The 15,765-nt window shown below is 68.0% G+C and carries 13 protein-coding genes and 1 pseudogene; 6 read left to right on the plus strand and 8 right to left on the minus strand.

The window, feature by feature from the left end:
• The first annotated feature begins 8 nt into the window (after positions 1 to 8).
• On the plus strand, positions 9 to 869 hold the full coding sequence (locus I7X18_RS10980) for an HAD family hydrolase (protein WP_193048461.1): 861 nt from the start codon (positions 9 to 11) through the stop codon (positions 867 to 869).
• A 67-nt stretch (positions 870 to 936) separates the two neighbouring features.
• Here the strand turns inward: I7X18_RS10980 and I7X18_RS10985 are convergent, their stop codons facing one another.
• From I7X18_RS10985 to I7X18_RS29585, 3 genes and pseudogenes are all read right to left on the minus strand, one after another.
• Positions 937 to 1,320 (minus strand): VOC family protein, encoded by a 384-nt coding sequence (locus I7X18_RS10985; RefSeq protein ID WP_232375454.1) that lies wholly within the window; start codon positions 1,318 to 1,320, stop codon positions 937 to 939.
• Positions 1,321 to 1,538: 218 nt separating this feature from the next.
• A complete protein-coding gene (locus tag I7X18_RS29580; protein ID WP_226864457.1) occupies positions 1,539 to 2,252 on the minus strand; it encodes a DUF1460 domain-containing protein in 714 nt (237 codons plus the stop codon).
• 18 nt (positions 2,253 to 2,270) lie between these two features.
• A pseudogene (locus tag I7X18_RS29585) lies at positions 2,271 to 3,179 on the minus strand (transglycosylase SLT domain-containing protein); the annotation flags it as partial.
• 494 nt (positions 3,180 to 3,673) lie between these two features.
• On the opposite strand from I7X18_RS29585, the gene I7X18_RS10995 reads away from it, so the two are divergent.
• The gene (locus tag I7X18_RS10995) at positions 3,674 to 4,294 is read left to right on the plus strand and encodes an Rv1733c family protein (RefSeq protein WP_193048463.1); all 621 of its coding nucleotides are present in this window, start codon (positions 3,674 to 3,676) and stop codon (positions 4,292 to 4,294) included.
• A gap of 60 nt (positions 4,295 to 4,354) precedes the next feature.
• The gene (locus I7X18_RS11000) at positions 4,355 to 6,688 is read left to right on the plus strand and encodes a Tex family protein (RefSeq protein WP_193048464.1); all 2,334 of its coding nucleotides are present in this window, start codon (positions 4,355 to 4,357) and stop codon (positions 6,686 to 6,688) included.
• Positions 6,689 to 6,758: 70 nt separating this feature from the next.
• Here I7X18_RS11000 and I7X18_RS11005 read toward each other — a convergent pair whose 3' ends face one another.
• A complete protein-coding gene (locus I7X18_RS11005) occupies positions 6,759 to 9,638 on the minus strand; it encodes an MMPL/RND family transporter (protein ID WP_226864458.1) in 2,880 nt (959 codons plus the stop codon).
• Positions 9,639 to 9,836: 198 nt separating this feature from the next.
• Between I7X18_RS11005 and I7X18_RS11010 the strand changes: the two genes are divergently transcribed.
• Positions 9,837 to 11,399, plus strand: coding sequence for a serine/threonine-protein kinase (locus I7X18_RS11010; RefSeq protein ID WP_193048466.1), 1,563 nt, complete (start codon positions 9,837 to 9,839; stop codon positions 11,397 to 11,399).
• Here I7X18_RS11010 and I7X18_RS11015 read toward each other — a convergent pair.
• Positions 11,396 to 12,073: an IF2 family translation initiation factor gene (locus I7X18_RS11015; RefSeq protein WP_193048467.1), complete on the minus strand. Its 678-nt coding sequence runs from the start codon at positions 12,071 to 12,073 to the stop codon at positions 11,396 to 11,398. The two genes, I7X18_RS11010 and I7X18_RS11015, sit on opposite strands and share 4 nt — an antisense overlap.
• 18 nt (positions 12,074 to 12,091) lie before the next feature.
• Positions 12,092 to 12,658 carry a CsbD family protein gene (locus tag I7X18_RS11020; protein WP_193048468.1) on the minus strand — a complete coding sequence of 189 codons (567 nt, stop codon included), beginning with the start codon at positions 12,656 to 12,658 and terminating at the stop codon, positions 12,092 to 12,094.
• Positions 12,659 to 12,843: 185 nt separating this feature from the next.
• On the opposite strand from I7X18_RS11020, the gene I7X18_RS11025 reads away from it, so the two are divergent.
• Both I7X18_RS11025 and I7X18_RS11030 read left to right on the plus strand, forming a co-directional pair.
• On the plus strand, positions 12,844 to 13,155 hold the full coding sequence (locus I7X18_RS11025) for a hypothetical protein (RefSeq protein WP_232375455.1): 312 nt from the start codon (positions 12,844 to 12,846) through the stop codon (positions 13,153 to 13,155).
• 202 nt (positions 13,156 to 13,357) lie between these two features.
• Positions 13,358 to 14,674, plus strand: a complete 1,317-nt coding sequence (locus I7X18_RS11030) for a glycoside hydrolase family 183 protein (protein ID WP_193048469.1) — start codon at positions 13,358 to 13,360, stop codon at positions 14,672 to 14,674.
• On the opposite strand, the gene I7X18_RS11035 is transcribed toward I7X18_RS11030, so the two are convergent.
• Positions 14,671 to 15,024: a hypothetical protein gene (locus I7X18_RS11035; RefSeq protein WP_198730542.1), complete on the minus strand. Its 354-nt coding sequence runs from the start codon at positions 15,022 to 15,024 to the stop codon at positions 14,671 to 14,673. The genes I7X18_RS11030 and I7X18_RS11035 overlap by 4 nt on opposite strands.
• Positions 15,021 to 15,761, minus strand: coding sequence for an SDR family NAD(P)-dependent oxidoreductase (locus tag I7X18_RS11040; protein ID WP_193048470.1), 741 nt, complete (start codon positions 15,759 to 15,761; stop codon positions 15,021 to 15,023). The genes I7X18_RS11035 and I7X18_RS11040 overlap by 4 nt, the downstream gene beginning before the upstream one ends.
• Positions 15,762 to 15,765 lie beyond the last annotated feature (4 nt).

Below are 15,765 nucleotides of genomic sequence, written 5' to 3' on the forward strand. Positions count from 1 at the left end.
AGCCACTTTTGCAGCAGTTCAGCCATATCGATGCCGGCGCCGTCCGAGTCCTGCTGTGCGACGCGGACGGGAACCTGTTCCCGTCGGAGGAGCCGGCTTTCGACGCATCGGTGGGGGTGACGAACCGATTCCTGCAGCGCTTCGGCCTGCCCGGGAACCGCACCGCGGATCAACTCCGCAAGGAAACCACCGGCAAGAATTTCCGGACGACGGCGGTGGAACTCGCGGTGGCCGGCGGTGTGCCCCTGGAAGCGCCGCTGGCGGTGGGTCGTCCGGGTGCGGTCGTCGCATCACAGGACGAGGTCGACAGCGGCGCGGCGCTCACCGGCCGGGAGCTCGAGCAGTGGGTGCGGGAGGAGAAAGACGTCGTCACCGCCCACCTCGGTGCCACCCTGGTTCCCGACCCGGACGTGCTCGGCCCCCTCGAGAGCCTGAGCCGGCATTTCGCGCTGGCGGCCGTGAGTTCGAGCGCCTCGCCGCGGTTGGATGCGTCCTTCCGCGCCACGGGGCTGGCCTCGCTCATACCGGCGGATGTGCGGTTCAGCGCGGAAGATTCGCTGCCCGTTCCCACCAGCAAGCCCGACCCGGCCGTGTACCTGTTCGCCGCCGACGCGCTGGGCATCGGGAAGAGCCAAGGCCTGGCGATCGAGGATGCCGTCGCCGGAGCGCAGTCCGCGGTAGCGGCGGGTTTCGTCACCGTCGGCAACGTGATGTTCGTGCCGCCCGAGGAGCGAGTCGACCGATCGATCGAGTTGCGTCAGGCGGGGGTCTCTGCCGTCATCGATTCATGGCGTGACCTGTGCGACGTCCTCATTCCCGCCGCCCCTGTGACGGCCGGGAAGAGGGTCGCGGCCGAACCCTCCCGATAGGGACTCCGGGGCGTTACCGCTACCGCCCGCGCATTACCTGCGGGCACCCCGTGTGGGCTGACGGGCTTCAGTTCATCGCGATGAGTTCGAGCTGGATGTTGTCGGGGTCCCGGAACACCACGGTCGAGTAGGAGATCGGCTGAGTCTCATCGACGACGCCCGTGTGGGGAACGCCGAGTTCGTCGAGCCACTCGGTCCAGGCCAGCAGTGCCGCGCGGCCCGCCACTCCGAATGACACATGATCCAACCCCGTCCGCGCCTCGTCGAACGGCTCGCCGCCGTTGCCGATGTTGGTGTGCAGCCCGAAGATCAGGCCCGACCGAGGCTCCGGCAGCAGCACGGCGTAACCCGTCTCTTCCCGCCCGTAGTGCGGGATGGTGATGTCCAACCGCTCCGTTCGGAACACCCGCTGATACCACGCGATGCTCGCCTCGAGGTCGGTCACCGTCAACGAAACATGATGGACGCCACTGAAACTCGCGTCGATGAACTCGCTCAACGAAAATCCCCTCACCCGGTGGCGCGGATGCGTCATCGCGCCGAACCCGGCCAACCACCGGTGATACCGCCACGTCCAGCGCTTCCACAGTATGCGCCTCCACACCGGCGCGGGCTCTTCAATGCAGGCCGTGACCAACGCAGGCTCGCGCCGATGACGCAAACCCCACCTCACTGCGTCGGACGCAGCACCACGATCCCCGGAATGGTACGGACATAGTCGAACAACGGTTCATCGACCACCTTGTTGTTCGCCCGCAGCGACGAGGCGTTCCGGATGACCGGCCCGTCGGGGGTGTCGACGAAGATACCGACGTGGGTGACGTCGAGGCCGCCGTCGTCGGCATACGCCCCGATGTAGTCACCGGTGCGCAGGGCCTCCACGACGGTGTCGTCGACGTCCGCACCCGGAATGAAGGCGACCTGGCGTGACACCTCGGGAAGGCCGGGCAGGTACATCCCGCCGGAGTCCTTCCGGTTCAGATGTTTCGTCACCGCAACCGATTTCGCGCTGAGCTCGGCGGTCACGTCCGTTGCGATCGCCGGCGTCGCCGCGGACCAGTCGGTGAAGAAGTGCTTCCGGTTCCGGAATCCGACGACACCGTCCTTGTACCGGACCTCGATCAGGCTGTCGATGAACTGCTCACGATCATCGGAGCGTTTCAGCGCCTCGACGTAGTCGGCGTAGGTGAAACAGTCCACCCCCTCCAGTTCGACGACGAGCTCCTCGGGGTGTTCCGCGGACCCGATGAGGGTGTTCGCCCGGTACTGCACTCCGAGGAACTGCCGCGACACCGCTTCCGATCTCGTCGAAAGCTCTTCGCCCGCCGCGGAATTCCGAGCGCTCAGCAACTTCTGGAGAATCTCGTCGCTGCGCCCGGCCATCCGCACGACCGGCGGTATGCGCGGGTGGTCGGCCAGGTAGTCGGTGACCGAAATCGGTGCGGTCGCCGAGTACCCGATCGGCAGCACCACCTCACCGGCCGTCGTGTTGTAGTAGACGTCCCAGCGGTAGTACCCGTCGAACGCTGCGGGATCCCGCGCGAGCACCGCGGCGTAGTCACTGACCGCCCGCACGTACTCATTCGAGTTGTTGTACCGCCACAGCGCATGATCCGGGTTGCTCGCGAAGCCGTTGGCGGCCAGGTAGCGGCCCGCGGCCATGATGCTGTCGTGCGGCGAGCGGATGTCGCCGCCCCCGCCGTAGGCAGCGAACGTCGCAGGCATGAACTGCATGGGGCCCTGTGCGCCGGCGGTGCTCACTCCCGCGACGCGCCCGAACGCGGTCTCGACCAGATTGATCGCCGCAAGATAGTTCCACCCGACACCGGAGGCGGATTCCGCCTTGCGGTAGTAGCTCAGCAGCTCCTCGGCGGGCCGTGGTTCGACGATGCGCCATGCCGGCAGTGTCGCTTGCGCATCGCCCGTGCTCAGCGCGGTCAACTGTCGCCGCGCGCCCACATTGTGGTCGTAGATCTCGACAAGTGACTGCGGGATCCGTGGCCGTACCACCGCGTCCCACTCGGGATGGTGTCCGATGGCGCGGTAGGCCAGCTGCTGACGCCGCGCCGCCGCGCGCCTCATGTCCTCCGACGACGACGTGTCCCGCAGGGCCTGTTCGTCGGCGACCAGATCGTCGCCGATCTGCGCGGGGTGAGACGCCAGCCGCAGCTTCACCGGGTCCGCACGTGGTGGGGCAGGCGACGGCGCGGTCGCCGCGGGCGGAGCCGTCGAGGACGGCGGCTCGGTCGACGCCGAACAGCCGACGGCCAACGCGAAGGCGACGAGCAGCGGCGGCGCGGCTCGCCGGATCGCTCGGATGTGGTGGTGCTGTCTCACTTCGTTCACTTCCCGCGGTTCCCTGTTCGATAGGGCTCGTTTGGCCGAACCCACCCTCGACGGTCGCACACTCAACGCGACGCCCGCCGCTTCGGGCGCCGACGTCCTCGGTCCGATCAGAGGCGACGATAGGCAGATATCGGTCCGTGGAATCGCGATCAATGCCTCTCTGTCACTCATCTTTAACTCCAGTCACAAATTTCACGTTTATCACAGGAGTATCACGGCAAGTCGGCGCCGTGCGGCAACCCCTGCCGCGGTGCCCGCGCAACCGGTGGAACACCGCGAATCCGTCCGGCAGTGAGTTCTTCGGTGGTCCGCATTTCGCCGACACAGCGAATTGCGCCACCGGCCTGTGGGAACCGGACAAATCGCCGCCGTGACCTTGTCGAGTTGCGGCTAGCCGTGCGGTGAGCATCTCCTCCACGATGGAACCAACCGATCACATCGAGTGGAGGAGGTGGGGGATGACAGCTGCGCCTCCCACCGAGGAGACCTTCGAGATCCGCCTGCCCCGGTGGCCGCTTCTGCTACGCCTGTTCAACAGGGCGCCTCTGGTCCGCCCCACCGACCGGATCGAGGCCCTCGTGGTGGGGCTGGCCGTCGTGGTGGCGTTGCTCGCCCTGCCCGTCGCCGCCGCCATCGGCACCGCCGTGTACGACTCCCGCAGCCACCACTATGCGGAGCAGACGCTGACCAGCCACAGCGTGACCGCGACGATCACCGAGGTGCCCGACTCCCCACCGCTGTCCCGCACCGGGCTGATCGCGGTCCCGGTGCAGTGGTGGGACGCGGGCACGCGGCACACCGGTATCGCCCAGGCGCCGGCGTCCGTCGCCGTGGGCGACCCCGTGGACCTCTGGGTCGACGCCGACGGTGTGCGGGCCTTCGCGCCGACCCCGACCACCCGCGCGGCCGTCGAGGGGGTCGCGGCCGCCGTCGGCATCTGGGTCAGCGTGGCCGCCGGCGCAGCGATCGTGGCCACCATCGTCCAGCTGGCCTGTGACCGCATCCGGTTCACGGCGTGGCAGGACGACCTCGACAGCCTGGTCGGCAACGACGGGGGCCACACCACGCGCCGCTCCTGACCGGACGCGCCACGCTGACCGCTACCGCGACTTGTCAGCGGCCTTCGGTAGGGTCTCGGCGTGACTTCGAGCCCGACCGTCAGATCTGTAAACGCCCGTCTCGCTGAGGAACTCGCAGTCAGCGAGGGGCGGGTGGCTGCCGCCGTCCGTTTGCTCGACGAAGGCGCCACCGTGCCGTTCATCGCGCGCTACCGCAAGGAGGTCACCGGCAGCCTCGACGACGCCCAGCTGCGCACCCTCGAGGAACGCCTGACCTACCTGCGTGAACTCGACGATCGGCGCGCCGCGGTGCTGGCCTCCATCGACGAACAGGGCAAGCTCACCGACGACCTGCGTGCCGCGCTGCTGACCGCCGACACCAAGTCGCGGGTGGAGGACATCTACCTGCCGTTCAAACCCAAACGGCGCACCAAAGCGCAGATCGCCCGGGAAGCCGGGCTCGAACCCCTCGCGGACCGCCTGCTGGCCGATCCGACGCAGGTTCCCGAGCAGCTGGCGGCGCAGTTCCTCGCCGACGGGGTGCCCGACGCCGCCGCCGCGCTCGACGGGGCACGGCACATCCTCATCGAACGCGCGGCCGAGGACGCCGACCTCGTCGGCGCCGTTCGCGAGAAGTTCTGGACCGGCGGGGCGCTGCGCACCTCACCCCGGTCCGACGACGTCGCGAAGTCCCCGGCAGGGCAGAAGTTCCGCGACTACTTCGAGTTCTCCGAACCGCTGGAGAACATGCCGTCACACCGCGTGCTGGCCGTCATGCGTGGTGAGAAGGAAGAGGTGCTCTCGCTGAACTTCGACGGCGGGGACGACGACGCCTACCTCGCGATGGTGGCGCAGACGCTGGGCGTCGGCATGACATCGGCGGCCCCGGCCACACCGTGGCTGGCCACCACCGTGCGGTTGGCGTGGCGCGTCAAGCTGATGGTGTCCGCCGCCGTCGCCGCGCGCGTACGCCTGCGGCAGCGTGCCGAGGACGATGCCGTCGCGGTGTTCGCCCGCAACCTCAAAGACCTCCTCCTCGCCGCACCGGCGGGCACCCGCACCACCCTCGGGCTCGACCCCGGCTTCCGCACCGGTGTCAAGGTGGCGGTCGTCGACGGCACCGGCAAGGTCGTCGACACCTGTGCGATCTTCCCGCACCCACCGCAGAAGCAGTGGGATCAGGCCAAGGCGACGCTGGCCGCGCTGGTCGCACGCCACGGGGTCGAGCTGATCGCCGTCGGCAACGGCACTGCGTCGCGTGAAACCGACGCACTGGCGGGCGAACTGATCGCCGACATCCAGGCCGCCGGGGCCAAGGCGCCGGTGAAGGCGATGGTCAGCGAAGCGGGCGCGTCGGTGTACTCCGCCTCGGCCTACGCCGCGCACGAACTGCCGAGCCTCGACGTCACGTTGCGAGGTGCGGTGTCCATCGCCCGCCGGTTGCAGGATCCGCTCGCCGAGCTGGTGAAGATCGAGCCGAAGTCCATCGGTGTCGGCCAGTACCAGCACGACGTGACGCCGGGGACGCTTGCGCGCAGCCTCAACGCCGTGGTGGAGGACGCGGTCAACGCCGTCGGTGTCGACCTGAACACGGCCTCGGTGCCGCTGCTGTCGCGGGTGTCCGGGGTCACCGACACCCTCGCCGAGGCGATCGTCGCCCACCGCGAGAAGACGGGTCCGTTCCGCAACCGCACATCGCTGCTCGACGTTCCCAGGCTCGGCCCCAAGGCTTTCGAGCAGTGCGCCGGCTTCCTACGGATCACCGGCGGCGAAGATCCGCTCGACGCGTCCGGTGTACACCCCGAGGCCTACCCGGTGGTGCGGCGCATCCTGGACCGTTCGGGCGTCACGCTGGCCGAGATCATCGGCAACGAACGGCAACTGCGGTCGCTCAAACCGGCCGAGTTCGCCGACGACCGGTTCGGCATCCCGACGGTCAGCGACATCCTCGCCGAACTCGAGAAGCCGGGGCGCGATCCGCGGCCGGCGTTCTCGACGGCGACCTTCGCCGCCGGGGTGGAGAAGGTCGCCGATCTGAAGGCGGGCATGGTCCTCGAAGGGGTGGTCACCAACGTCGCCGCGTTTGGCGCGTTCGTGGACGTGGGGGTGCACCAGGACGGGCTCGTCCACGTCTCCGCGATGGCCGACCGCTTCGTGTCCGACCCGCACGAGGTGGTGCGGTCCGGGCAGGTGGTGCGGGTCAAGGTCGTCGACGTGGATGTGGACCGCCAGCGGATCGGGCTGAGTCTGCGCCTGAACGACGCACCGCAGCGAGACAAGGCCGCGCCGCGCCGCGATGCGGGCCCCCAGCGTCCACAGCCGAAGCGAAATCCCAAGCGCGACAACGACCGTCGCGAGAAGGCACCTTCGGGGGCGCTGGCGCAGGCCCTGCGCGACGCCGGCTTCGGGCGGTAGACGCCGAGACTGCGGTGAGATCGCCCCTGTCGCCCGGAGCGTGATCTCACCGCAGTCTCGGCGGGAGTGCCTAGCGCCGGACCAGCGATCCCGACGTCGCGGGCCGCTGGCGCACCCGTTGCGGCCACCAGAACCAGCTGCCCAGCAGCGCCGCGATCGACGGTGTCATGAACGCCCGGATCACCAGCGTGTCGAAGATCAGGCCGAGGCCGATGGTCGTGCCGATCTGCGCGGCCACGGTCAGCTCGCTGACCACCATCGACATCATCGTGAACGCGAACACCAGACCAGCGGCGGTCACCACCGAACCGGTGCCGCCCATCGCGCGGATGATCCCGGTGTTGATGCCCGCGCCGATCTCCTCCTTCAAGCGCGCCACCAGTAGCAGGTTGTAGTCCGCGCCGACCGCCAGCAGGATGATGACGGCCATCGCCATCACCATGAAGTGCAGTTCGATGCCGACGAGGTGCTGCCACACCAGCACCGACAATCCGAACGACGCGCCGAGCGAGAGCACCACGGTGCCCACGATCACCGCAGCCGCGACCAGGCTGCGGGTCAGGATCAGCATGATGATGAAAATCAGTGACAGCGCGGCGATTCCGGCGATCAGCAGATCCCAGTTGTTGCCTTCCTGCATGTCTTTGAACGCCGCGGCGGTGCCGCCGATGTAGATCCGCGACCCCTCCAGGGGCGTGCCCTTGACGGCCTCCTTGGCCGCCGTCTTGATGGCGTCGATGCGGTCGATGCCCTCCACCGTCAGCGGGTCGCCCTCATGGGAGACGATGAACCGGATCGCTCGGCCGTTGGGGGAGATGAAGCTCTCCATACCGCGCTTGAAGTCCTCGTTCTCGAAGATGTCCGGCGGCAGATAGAAGGTGTCGTCGTTCATCGCCTCGTTGAACGCGTCGGCCATCGCCGTCGAGTTCACGTCCATCGCGGCCTGCTGTTCCAACAGGCCCGACTGGGTGGAGTGCATCGACAGGATCATCGAGCGCGAGGTCTCCAAGGTCTGGACCGTCTGCGGCATGAGCTCGAGGAGCTGCGGCAGCAGCGCGTCGAGCCGTTCCAGATTCGGGATGATGGCCTGGAAATCGTCGGTCATGGTGTTGACGCCGTCCAGAGCGTCGAAGACCGATCGCATCGACCAGCACAGCGGGATGTTGTAGCAGTGCGGTTCCCAGTACAAGTAGTTGCGGACCGGGCGGAAGAAATCGTCGAAATTGGAGATGCTGTCCCGCAATTCGGCGATCTTGACGGACAGCTCCTTGGACTTGCCGACCAGGTCGTGCGTCGTCGCGCTCATCTCCTTCATCAACCCGATCATCTCGGTCATCGTGTCGATGGACTTCTGCGTCTCGCCGGCCTGCGTCAGCATGGTCTCCGCCATTCCCTGCAGGTACGGCCGGGTCATCGTCTGCATCACCCCGCCGAGGCTCATCTGTGCCGGAATGGTGGTGTTCTCCAGCGGTTTGCCCTGGGGGCGGGTGATCGCCTGGACGCTGCCGACCCCCTCCACGCGGAAGATCGCCTTCGCGATCTTGTCGATGACGAGGAAGTCGGCCGGGTTGCGCACGTCGTGGTCTGTCTCAACGAGCAACAGTTCCGGATTCATCGTGGCGACCGAGAAGTGCCGCTCGGCGGCCGCAAAACCCTCCATTGCGGGCAGGTCGCCGGGCAGGTAATTGCGGTCGTTGTAGTTGGTCTTGTAGCCGGGCAGGGTGAGCAGCCCGATCAGCGACAGCGCGATCGTCAGCAGCAGGATGGGGCCGGGCCAGCGGACCACCGCGGTGCCGAGGCGGCGCCAGCCGCGGATCCGCATCGCGCGCTTGGGTTCCAGCAACCCGAACCGGGTGGCCACCGTGACCATCGCCGGCCCGAGCGTGAGGGCGACCAACACCGCGACGGTCATGCCGACGGCCAGCGGGATGCCCAGCGACTGGAAGTAGGGCAGCCGGGTGAAGGTCAGGCAGAACGTCGCACCCGCGATCGTCATCCCGGAGCCGAGCACCACGTGGGCGGTGCCCCGGAACATCGTGTAGTACGCCGACTCTCGGTCCTCACCGTCGGTGCGCGCCTCCTGGTAGCGGCCGATCAGGAAGATCGCGTAGTCGGTGGCCGCCGCGATTGCCAGCGCGACCAGCAGGGTGGTCGCGAACGTCGACAGCCCGATCAGGTCGTGGTAGCCCAGGAATGCGACCACACCGCGCGCCGAGGTCAACCCGAGAAGCACCATGCCCAGTACGAGCAACACCGTGGCGATGGACCGGTAGACGATCAGCAGCACCACGATGATGACCGCGAACGTGACCATCTCGATGACGCGGACACTGCGGTCACCGGCGATCTGCTGATCGGCGGCCAGCGCCGACCCGCCGGTGACGTACACATCCACACCGGGCGGGGGAGACAGACCGGTGACCACGTTCTGTACGGCTTTCACCGATTCGTTCGCCAGCGCCTCACCCTGGTTCCCGGCGAGGTACAGCTGGACGTAGGCGGCCTTGCCGTCACTGCTCAGGGCGCCCGCTTCGGTCAGCGGGTCCCCCCAGAAGTCCTGGATGTGTTCGACGTGAACGGTGTCGGCCTCGAGCCGGTCGACCATGTCGTTGTAGAAGCGGTGCGCGTCGTCGCCGAGCCGTTGCTCGCCCTCCAGCACGATCATGACCGAGCTGTCGGACTCGAACTCCTCGAAGACCTCACCGGCCCGGGTCATCGCGATGACCGACGGCGCCTCCGCCGGCGACATCGACACCGACCGCATCTGGCTGACCACCTCGAGCTGCGGCACCGTGAACGACAACGCCGCAACCAGCAAAATCCAGCCGATGATGATCGGGACCGCGAGACGCCGGATCCACTTCGCGGGACCGGTGCGCGGGGCACGTTTCACCGTGGGTTCTGAAGGCGGACCGAGGCGGCGCCCAGCCTCAACGTGCGAGTTGGGCAACTTCTTGGAATCCTCCATGCGACGTGGTGTCGTCAGTAGTGATAGCAGATCGCTCGGCTTTTCAGTGGCCTCCCTTCCCGCCCGCCTGTGGGATGTCCCACGAATCCGGCCCGAGGTATCCGGGAACACTGGTGTCACCGGTCTTCTGATGTGTGCGTGGGCCGGTACGGTCGGGACGGACTGAAAGGATCTCTTCTGATGGCCAGCCCGCACGGCGGCTCGCGTCTCGGTACCCGGTTCGGCCCGTACGAACTTCGGTCCCTGATCGGAGTCGGGGGGATGGGCGAGGTGTACCGCGCCTACGACACGGTCAAGGGCCGGACGGTCGCGCTGAAACTGCTGCGCGCCGAGATGGCGGCCGACCCGAGTTTCCAGGAACGCTTCCGCCGCGAGTCACGGATGGCGGCGCGCCTGCAGGAACCGCACGTCATCCCCGTCCACGACTTCGGCGACATCGGCGGCGTCCTCTACATCGACATGCGTCTGGTCGAGGGCGCAAGCCTCAAGGACGTCCTTTCCGCCAACGGCCCACTCGATGCGAAACGGGCGGCGTCGATCATCGCCCAGGTCGGGGCGGCGCTCGACGCCGCGCACGCCGACGGGCTGGTGCACCGCGACGTCAAACCCGAGAACGTCCTGCTCAACCCTGACGACTTCGCCTACCTCGTCGACTTCGGGATCGCCCACACCGGCGGGGACCCCGGCGTCACGTCGACCGGGATGATCGTCGGATCGTCGGCGTACATGGCACCGGAGAGGTTCAGCGGCGTACCGGTCGGCCCGCCGGCCGACGTCTACTCGCTGACCTGCCTGCTCTACGAATGCCTCACCGCTAGACCGCCCTTCGAAGCCACCGACCTGGGCCAGCTCATGAGCGCCCACATGTTCGCCCCGCCGCCACGGCCGAGCATCATGCGACGCGGGATCAGCCGCGCGTTCGACGACGTCATCGCCCGCGGGATGGCCAAGCAGCCGGGGGACAGGTTTCCCACGGCTGGTGAGCTGGCCAAGGCGGCGACCGCGGCGGCGATGGTGCCCGCCGCACCCGCCGGCGCGGTGAGCGCGCCGCAGCCGGGCGGCACCCGGCAGTTCTCGTCGGTGTATCCGAACCCGGCGGCCACCGGTTTCACGCCGTACCCGCCGCCCGCGCCGCGGCCCGCGGCCCGGCCCGTGGCCAAAGCGCCGGCCAAGAAGAACACCGCGCAGGTGGTGCTGATCGCCTCGATCATCGTGCTGTTCGGGGTGGCCGCCGTACTGGCCGCCATCCTGGCCTTCGGCAACCAGGACACCGCGCCGACCGCCCGCACGACGTTGACGCCCACCACCGCGCCGTATGACGAGAGCGTCCCGACCACGACACGCTCGACCACGCCGTCCACCACGACGACGCCTTCGACCACGACGACCACACCCTCTACCTCGTCGACCGCCCCGGTGGGTGTGTCCGGCGCCGACGGGCAGGGTTTCGTCGGCCATTACGCCCGCTGCGATTCGGGCGGCTCTCCGGCGGCGATGGTGCGCACCGCGCATTCGCTGGCGATCGTGTGCCGTAACGACGACGACGGCTACTACTACCGCGGTGAGCGGCTCAGCGACGGCGCCACGATCCAGCTGGAGGACGCGACTCCGGCCGGCGGTGGCTACGACGTGGTGGATCCGTCCGGGGGATCCCGTTACGAAGTTCGGCCCGACCGGCTCACCATCGTGAGCAACGGCCGGGCCGATACTTCAGAACGCGTTCTGGAGTACTACGCGGGCTAGTTCTTCGCCGCGCGCTCCTGCTGACGCTTTTCCTTCTCCGTCTGCGCGAGATCTTCGATGCGATCGGCCTGCGACCGCTTGGCGGCAGCCGCACCGGCCTTGTCGGCGGCGTCGTCGAGTTTGGTCTGGGCGATCTTCTCGACGCTCTTCTCGGTCGCCTTGATCACGGCCTCTTCCTGACGCCGCGCGGTCTCGGCGGCCTTGACGCGCTGCGCAGCGACCTGATCGGCATGCTCCTTGGCGTCGGCGGCCCGCTTCTGCGCGTTCTGCGCGGCGTTCTGCTTACGCTCGGAGGCCGTCTGACGCGCCTCCTTGATCTCTCGCTGCCGGTCCTGCTCGGCCTGCTGCTGGTCGCGCGCGGCCTGCTCACGGGTGGACTCGAGATCCGCGTCGGCCGCCTCGCGGACCGTCTCCGCGGTTGCGTCGAGCTGAGCCGCTCGGCGCAGAGCCTCACTGCGCTCGATCAGCGCGGCGCCGCGCTGCTCGACCTCGGGCGCGCAGAGCGCGTTGCCCACTGCGAGGTCGAGCATGCCGAGCGAGCGCTCGTACATCAGCCGGGCCGGGGCCTCGTCATCGAGACGGGCGACAACCCGCTCCTCGATCACCTGCAACGGGAACCGGGCGATCTGGTACTGGAATCGCAGTACCGCGAATGGGACGTCGGTGATCTTCATCGATTACTCCTGGATCTTCTATCGCTGGTCGGGGATGTCGGCGTCGGCGGCCAGTTCATCGGCCTCCCGACGGATGCGCTCGGCTTCCGCCTTCGCACTCGCGGCGGTCTGGATGGCGTCACTACGCTCGGAGACGGCCTCGGCGACCTCCGCGGCAGCGTCCACCTTCTCCGCGCTCGCCTCGGCTTCGGCCTGCTCGACGCGGCGCTGGGCTTCGACCTCCGCCTGCGAGGCGTCGCGAGCCGCGCGTTGCGCCGCGGCCTGCTCGGCCTGGCGCTTCTGCGCGGCCTGATCCGCGCGTGCCTCGCTCTCGGCGGCCGCGGTCTCGGCGTTCACGGCGATGCGCTCCTGTGCACCCTCGCGCCTCGCCTCGGCGACCTCCTGGCGCGCCTGCTCGGCCTCGGCGTCGGCGACTGCCTCTACCGCGTTGGCTTCTTTGCGCTCCTTGGCCTGTGTCTGGTCCAGCTGGCCCTCGGCAGTCAGCGAATCGTTGCCGGTCACGGCGCCGACGACTTCTTTCGCCTTGCCCTTGACCGAGTCGATGAGACCCTTGCGAGCCTGGTCGGCCTTGTTGTTCTCAGTCATCTAGTCCCCTCAGTAGGTATCGGGGGCAGCATTCCCGGCTCAAGGCCGATCAACACGTCAGTGTGGCCTGGACCACTTTCCGAATCCGAGCGACTGCGCGGCGCGTGAACAGAACAGCGCGATTGAGAAATTGCAAAGCGGGGTAAGATGGGGGACGAAGCTGTGAACAGCCTAAACAGCTTGGCGTGCGGAGGACAGCGAACATGTATACCAATGAATTTCCTGAGGAAACCCTTCGAAACAACTTTGAATTCTGGTTGTGTGAAGCGATCCGCACCGGTGCTCGCAGCGCGCATCTGCAGCCCCTCACGCCGCTGACCGCACAGACCTGGCAGGCGATCGACGAGGTGGCCGACGCCGCTGCCGCGGTGGGAGGCCAGTCCGCGCACGTCGCGCGCCTGCAGAATGTGGTGCTCGCCGCCCGCGATCAGTTCGCTCATCAGCTCGACGGCACCCACCGTGCACCCCAGCCGCTCCTCGGCCGGGTGGCCAGCTAGCCCGCGCCCTGCGCTAAACAACGGGTGACGGCGACGATGAGCCGTCCCCTTTGTAGACGCCTGCGTCAGCACCTTCCGGCAAACCGTCTCGGGTCGATCACGAAGCCGTTGCGGTTCCCTCGCTGATACGGCTGGCATTACCCATGGGTCACTACTGTCACAGTGGTATCTCGCCGCGTGCGACGGGCCCGAAAGGTGTGACATGCCGGCCATTCGACGACTGGCGGCGCTGACCGTGGCGTCGACGACCGCGGTGTCGCTGGTCCTGTCGATCGTGACCAGCCCTCCCGCCGCCGCAGATCCGTGTTCTGCTCCGGTCGCGGCGCCGTCGGCGCGTGGCGCGAATCCCGGCATCGCGTCGCCGAAGTTCCCCGTCCTGCACGTGCCGATCGGCCGCAAACCGGCGCCGCAGACCACCGCTGCGGAGGCCGCGCAGTCCGACGCCGCCGTCGCACCCGAAACCGCGGCGAGGGCGGCGGCCGCTCCCGCAGCGTCCGGCGCGAGCGTCGTCGACACGATCGTCGGCCCGGACTCCGACTCGTACAAGCGGTTCGGCATCTCCGGTGCCGACCTCGGCATCCTCTGGGACAACGGGCATTCCGGCGCGCAGCGCCAGGTCCTGATCGCGTTCGGCGACACGTTCGGCAACTGCACCCTGCCCGACCAGGAATGGCGGAAGAACACCCTGTTCCGCAGTTCGACCAAGGCACCGTCGAACGGGCTCGACGTCGCGAGCCCCGTACCCGGCGACCGGTTCGGCGGTTCGCCGGCCACCGCCGACCGGCCGAACTTCTCACGCCAGGTGATCCAGAGCCTCAAACTGGCGGCCACGGAGGTCACCGTCATCCCCACCGCCGGAATCTCCGTCGGCACAAGGCAGTACGTCAACTTCATGTCGGTCAGCCAGTGGGGCGCGCCGGGGCAGTGGTCCACGAACTTCTCGGCCGTGGCGGTGTCCGACGACAACGGCGAGACGTGGACCGTGCCGCGCACCAGCATCCGCCCCAGTTGGTTCAACACCGTACCGGGCGTGCAGTTCGTGTGGGGTGACCAGAACTTCCAGATGGGCGCCTACCTACGCCACAACGGTTACGTCTACGCCTACGGGACCGGCGCCGGGCGCGGCGGCATGCCGTTCCTGTCCCGCGTCAGCGAGAGCGCGGTCGCCGACAAATCCGCCTACGAGTACTACACGCCGTTCGGCTGGCTGAAGGGCTTCCCATTCCTCGCCATCCAGGTGGTGTGGGCCCCGGGCAGTGAGATGTCGGTGGCGTGGAACGACTACGTGAAGAAATTCGTGATGCTGTACACCAACACGGCGAGCAACGTCGTGATGCGGACCGCCGACAAGCCCGAGGGCCCGTGGAGTTCAGCCAAGACGATCGCGACCTCGGCTGCGGTGCCCGGCGGCATCTACGCCCCCTATATCCACCCGTGGTCGACGGGCAGTGACTTGTACTTCACGCTGTCGCGCTGGTCGGACTACAGCACGCTGCTCATGCACACCTCGCTGGGTTAGACGTGCACGTCCCGCACACCGACCGCGTTGCGCAGCCCTGAGCAGTTGTAACAGCCAACGCAGCCAACACAATTCGAGCAGTTCGCGCAGCCGATACATGCCAGGCACCTGGTGCACGCGAAGCAGCCCACACATGCCAGGCACGCGCTCATCGCGAACGACAATGCGACGAGGGCACTTCCGGCGATCGCTGCACTGTTGACGGTGGCCATCGAGCCGGTCACCCCGGCACTGTTCACGGTGCCCATCGAGCCCGACACGCCGGCGCTGGTCACCGTGGCCAACGAACCGGCCACTCCCGCGCTGGACCGCGTCGCCTTCGACCTGACCACACCCCGCGACCGCTTCATCCCGCCGTCTTCCCGTTGTCCACCACGTACACCGCGCCGTGCACCGCCGCGGCGTCATCGCTGGCCAGGAACGCGATGGTCTTGGCGACGTCGGCGACATCCATCATGCCCCGGGGTGCGGCGATGCGCATGATGAGGTTCCAGTCCGCCTCCTCCGGCGCGGCGAACTCCGTCGTCTGCGGGGTGACCATCCCGCCGGGGCAGACGGCGTTGACCCGCAACCGATCCGCGGTGAACTCGATGGCCAGCGCGCGGGTCAGCCCGACCAGGCCGTGCTTGGCGGCGCAGTAGCCCGCCGAGTACACCTCACCCTCGATACCCGCGATGGATGCCACGTTGACGATGCTGCCGCCGGAGGAGAGCAGATGCGGCAGCGCCGCGCGGCACAGGTAGAACGGGCCGTTGAGGTTGACCGCGAGATCCTGGTCCCAGTCCGTGTCGGACATCGTCGGCGTATGCCGCATCTGGTGGTAACCGGCCACATTGGCCAGCACGTCGAGGCGGCCGAACTTCTCGACACAGTCGTCGACCGCCTGGCGGCAGGCCTGCGGTGAGATGATGTCGACGGAGGAGTACGCGCCGCCGGGCACATCGGCGAACACCGACGCCATCCGCTCGGCATCGCGCGAGATGCCGAATACGGTGGCGCCGCGCTCGGCGAACAGCTTCGCCGTCGCCGCACCCAGTCCGGACGACGCGCCGGTCACCAAAGCCACCTTGCCGCTGAGCTGTGTCATGGCA

The organism is Mycolicibacterium baixiangningiae (assembly GCF_016313185.1).
GTDB lineage: Bacteria > Actinomycetota > Actinomycetes > Mycobacteriales > Mycobacteriaceae > Mycobacterium > Mycobacterium baixiangningiae.

What these genes read in the sequence shown, in the direction of transcription:
- I7X18_RS11010 (WP_193048466.1), top strand. Translation starts at nt 9,837, where the DNA reads ATGGCCAGCCCGCACGGCGGCTCGCGTCTCGGTACCCGGTTCGGCCCG.
- I7X18_RS10995 (WP_193048463.1), top strand. Translation starts at nt 3,674, where the DNA reads ATGACAGCTGCGCCTCCCACCGAGGAGACCTTCGAGATCCGCCTGCCC.
- I7X18_RS29580 (WP_226864457.1), bottom strand. Translation starts at nt 2,252, where the DNA reads ATGGCCGGGCGCAGCGACGAGATTCTCCAGAAGTTGCTGAGCGCTCGG.
- I7X18_RS11035 (WP_198730542.1), bottom strand. Translation starts at nt 15,024, where the DNA reads ATGAAGCGGTCGCGGGGTGTGGTCAGGTCGAAGGCGACGCGGTCCAGC.
- I7X18_RS11040 (WP_193048470.1), bottom strand. Translation starts at nt 15,761, where the DNA reads ATGACACAGCTCAGCGGCAAGGTGGCTTTGGTGACCGGCGCGTCGTCC.
- I7X18_RS11020 (WP_193048468.1), bottom strand. Translation starts at nt 12,658, where the DNA reads ATGACTGAGAACAACAAGGCCGACCAGGCTCGCAAGGGTCTCATCGAC.
- I7X18_RS11015 (WP_193048467.1), bottom strand. Translation starts at nt 12,073, where the DNA reads ATGAAGATCACCGACGTCCCATTCGCGGTACTGCGATTCCAGTACCAG.
- I7X18_RS11030 (WP_193048469.1), top strand. Translation starts at nt 13,358, where the DNA reads ATGCCGGCCATTCGACGACTGGCGGCGCTGACCGTGGCGTCGACGACC.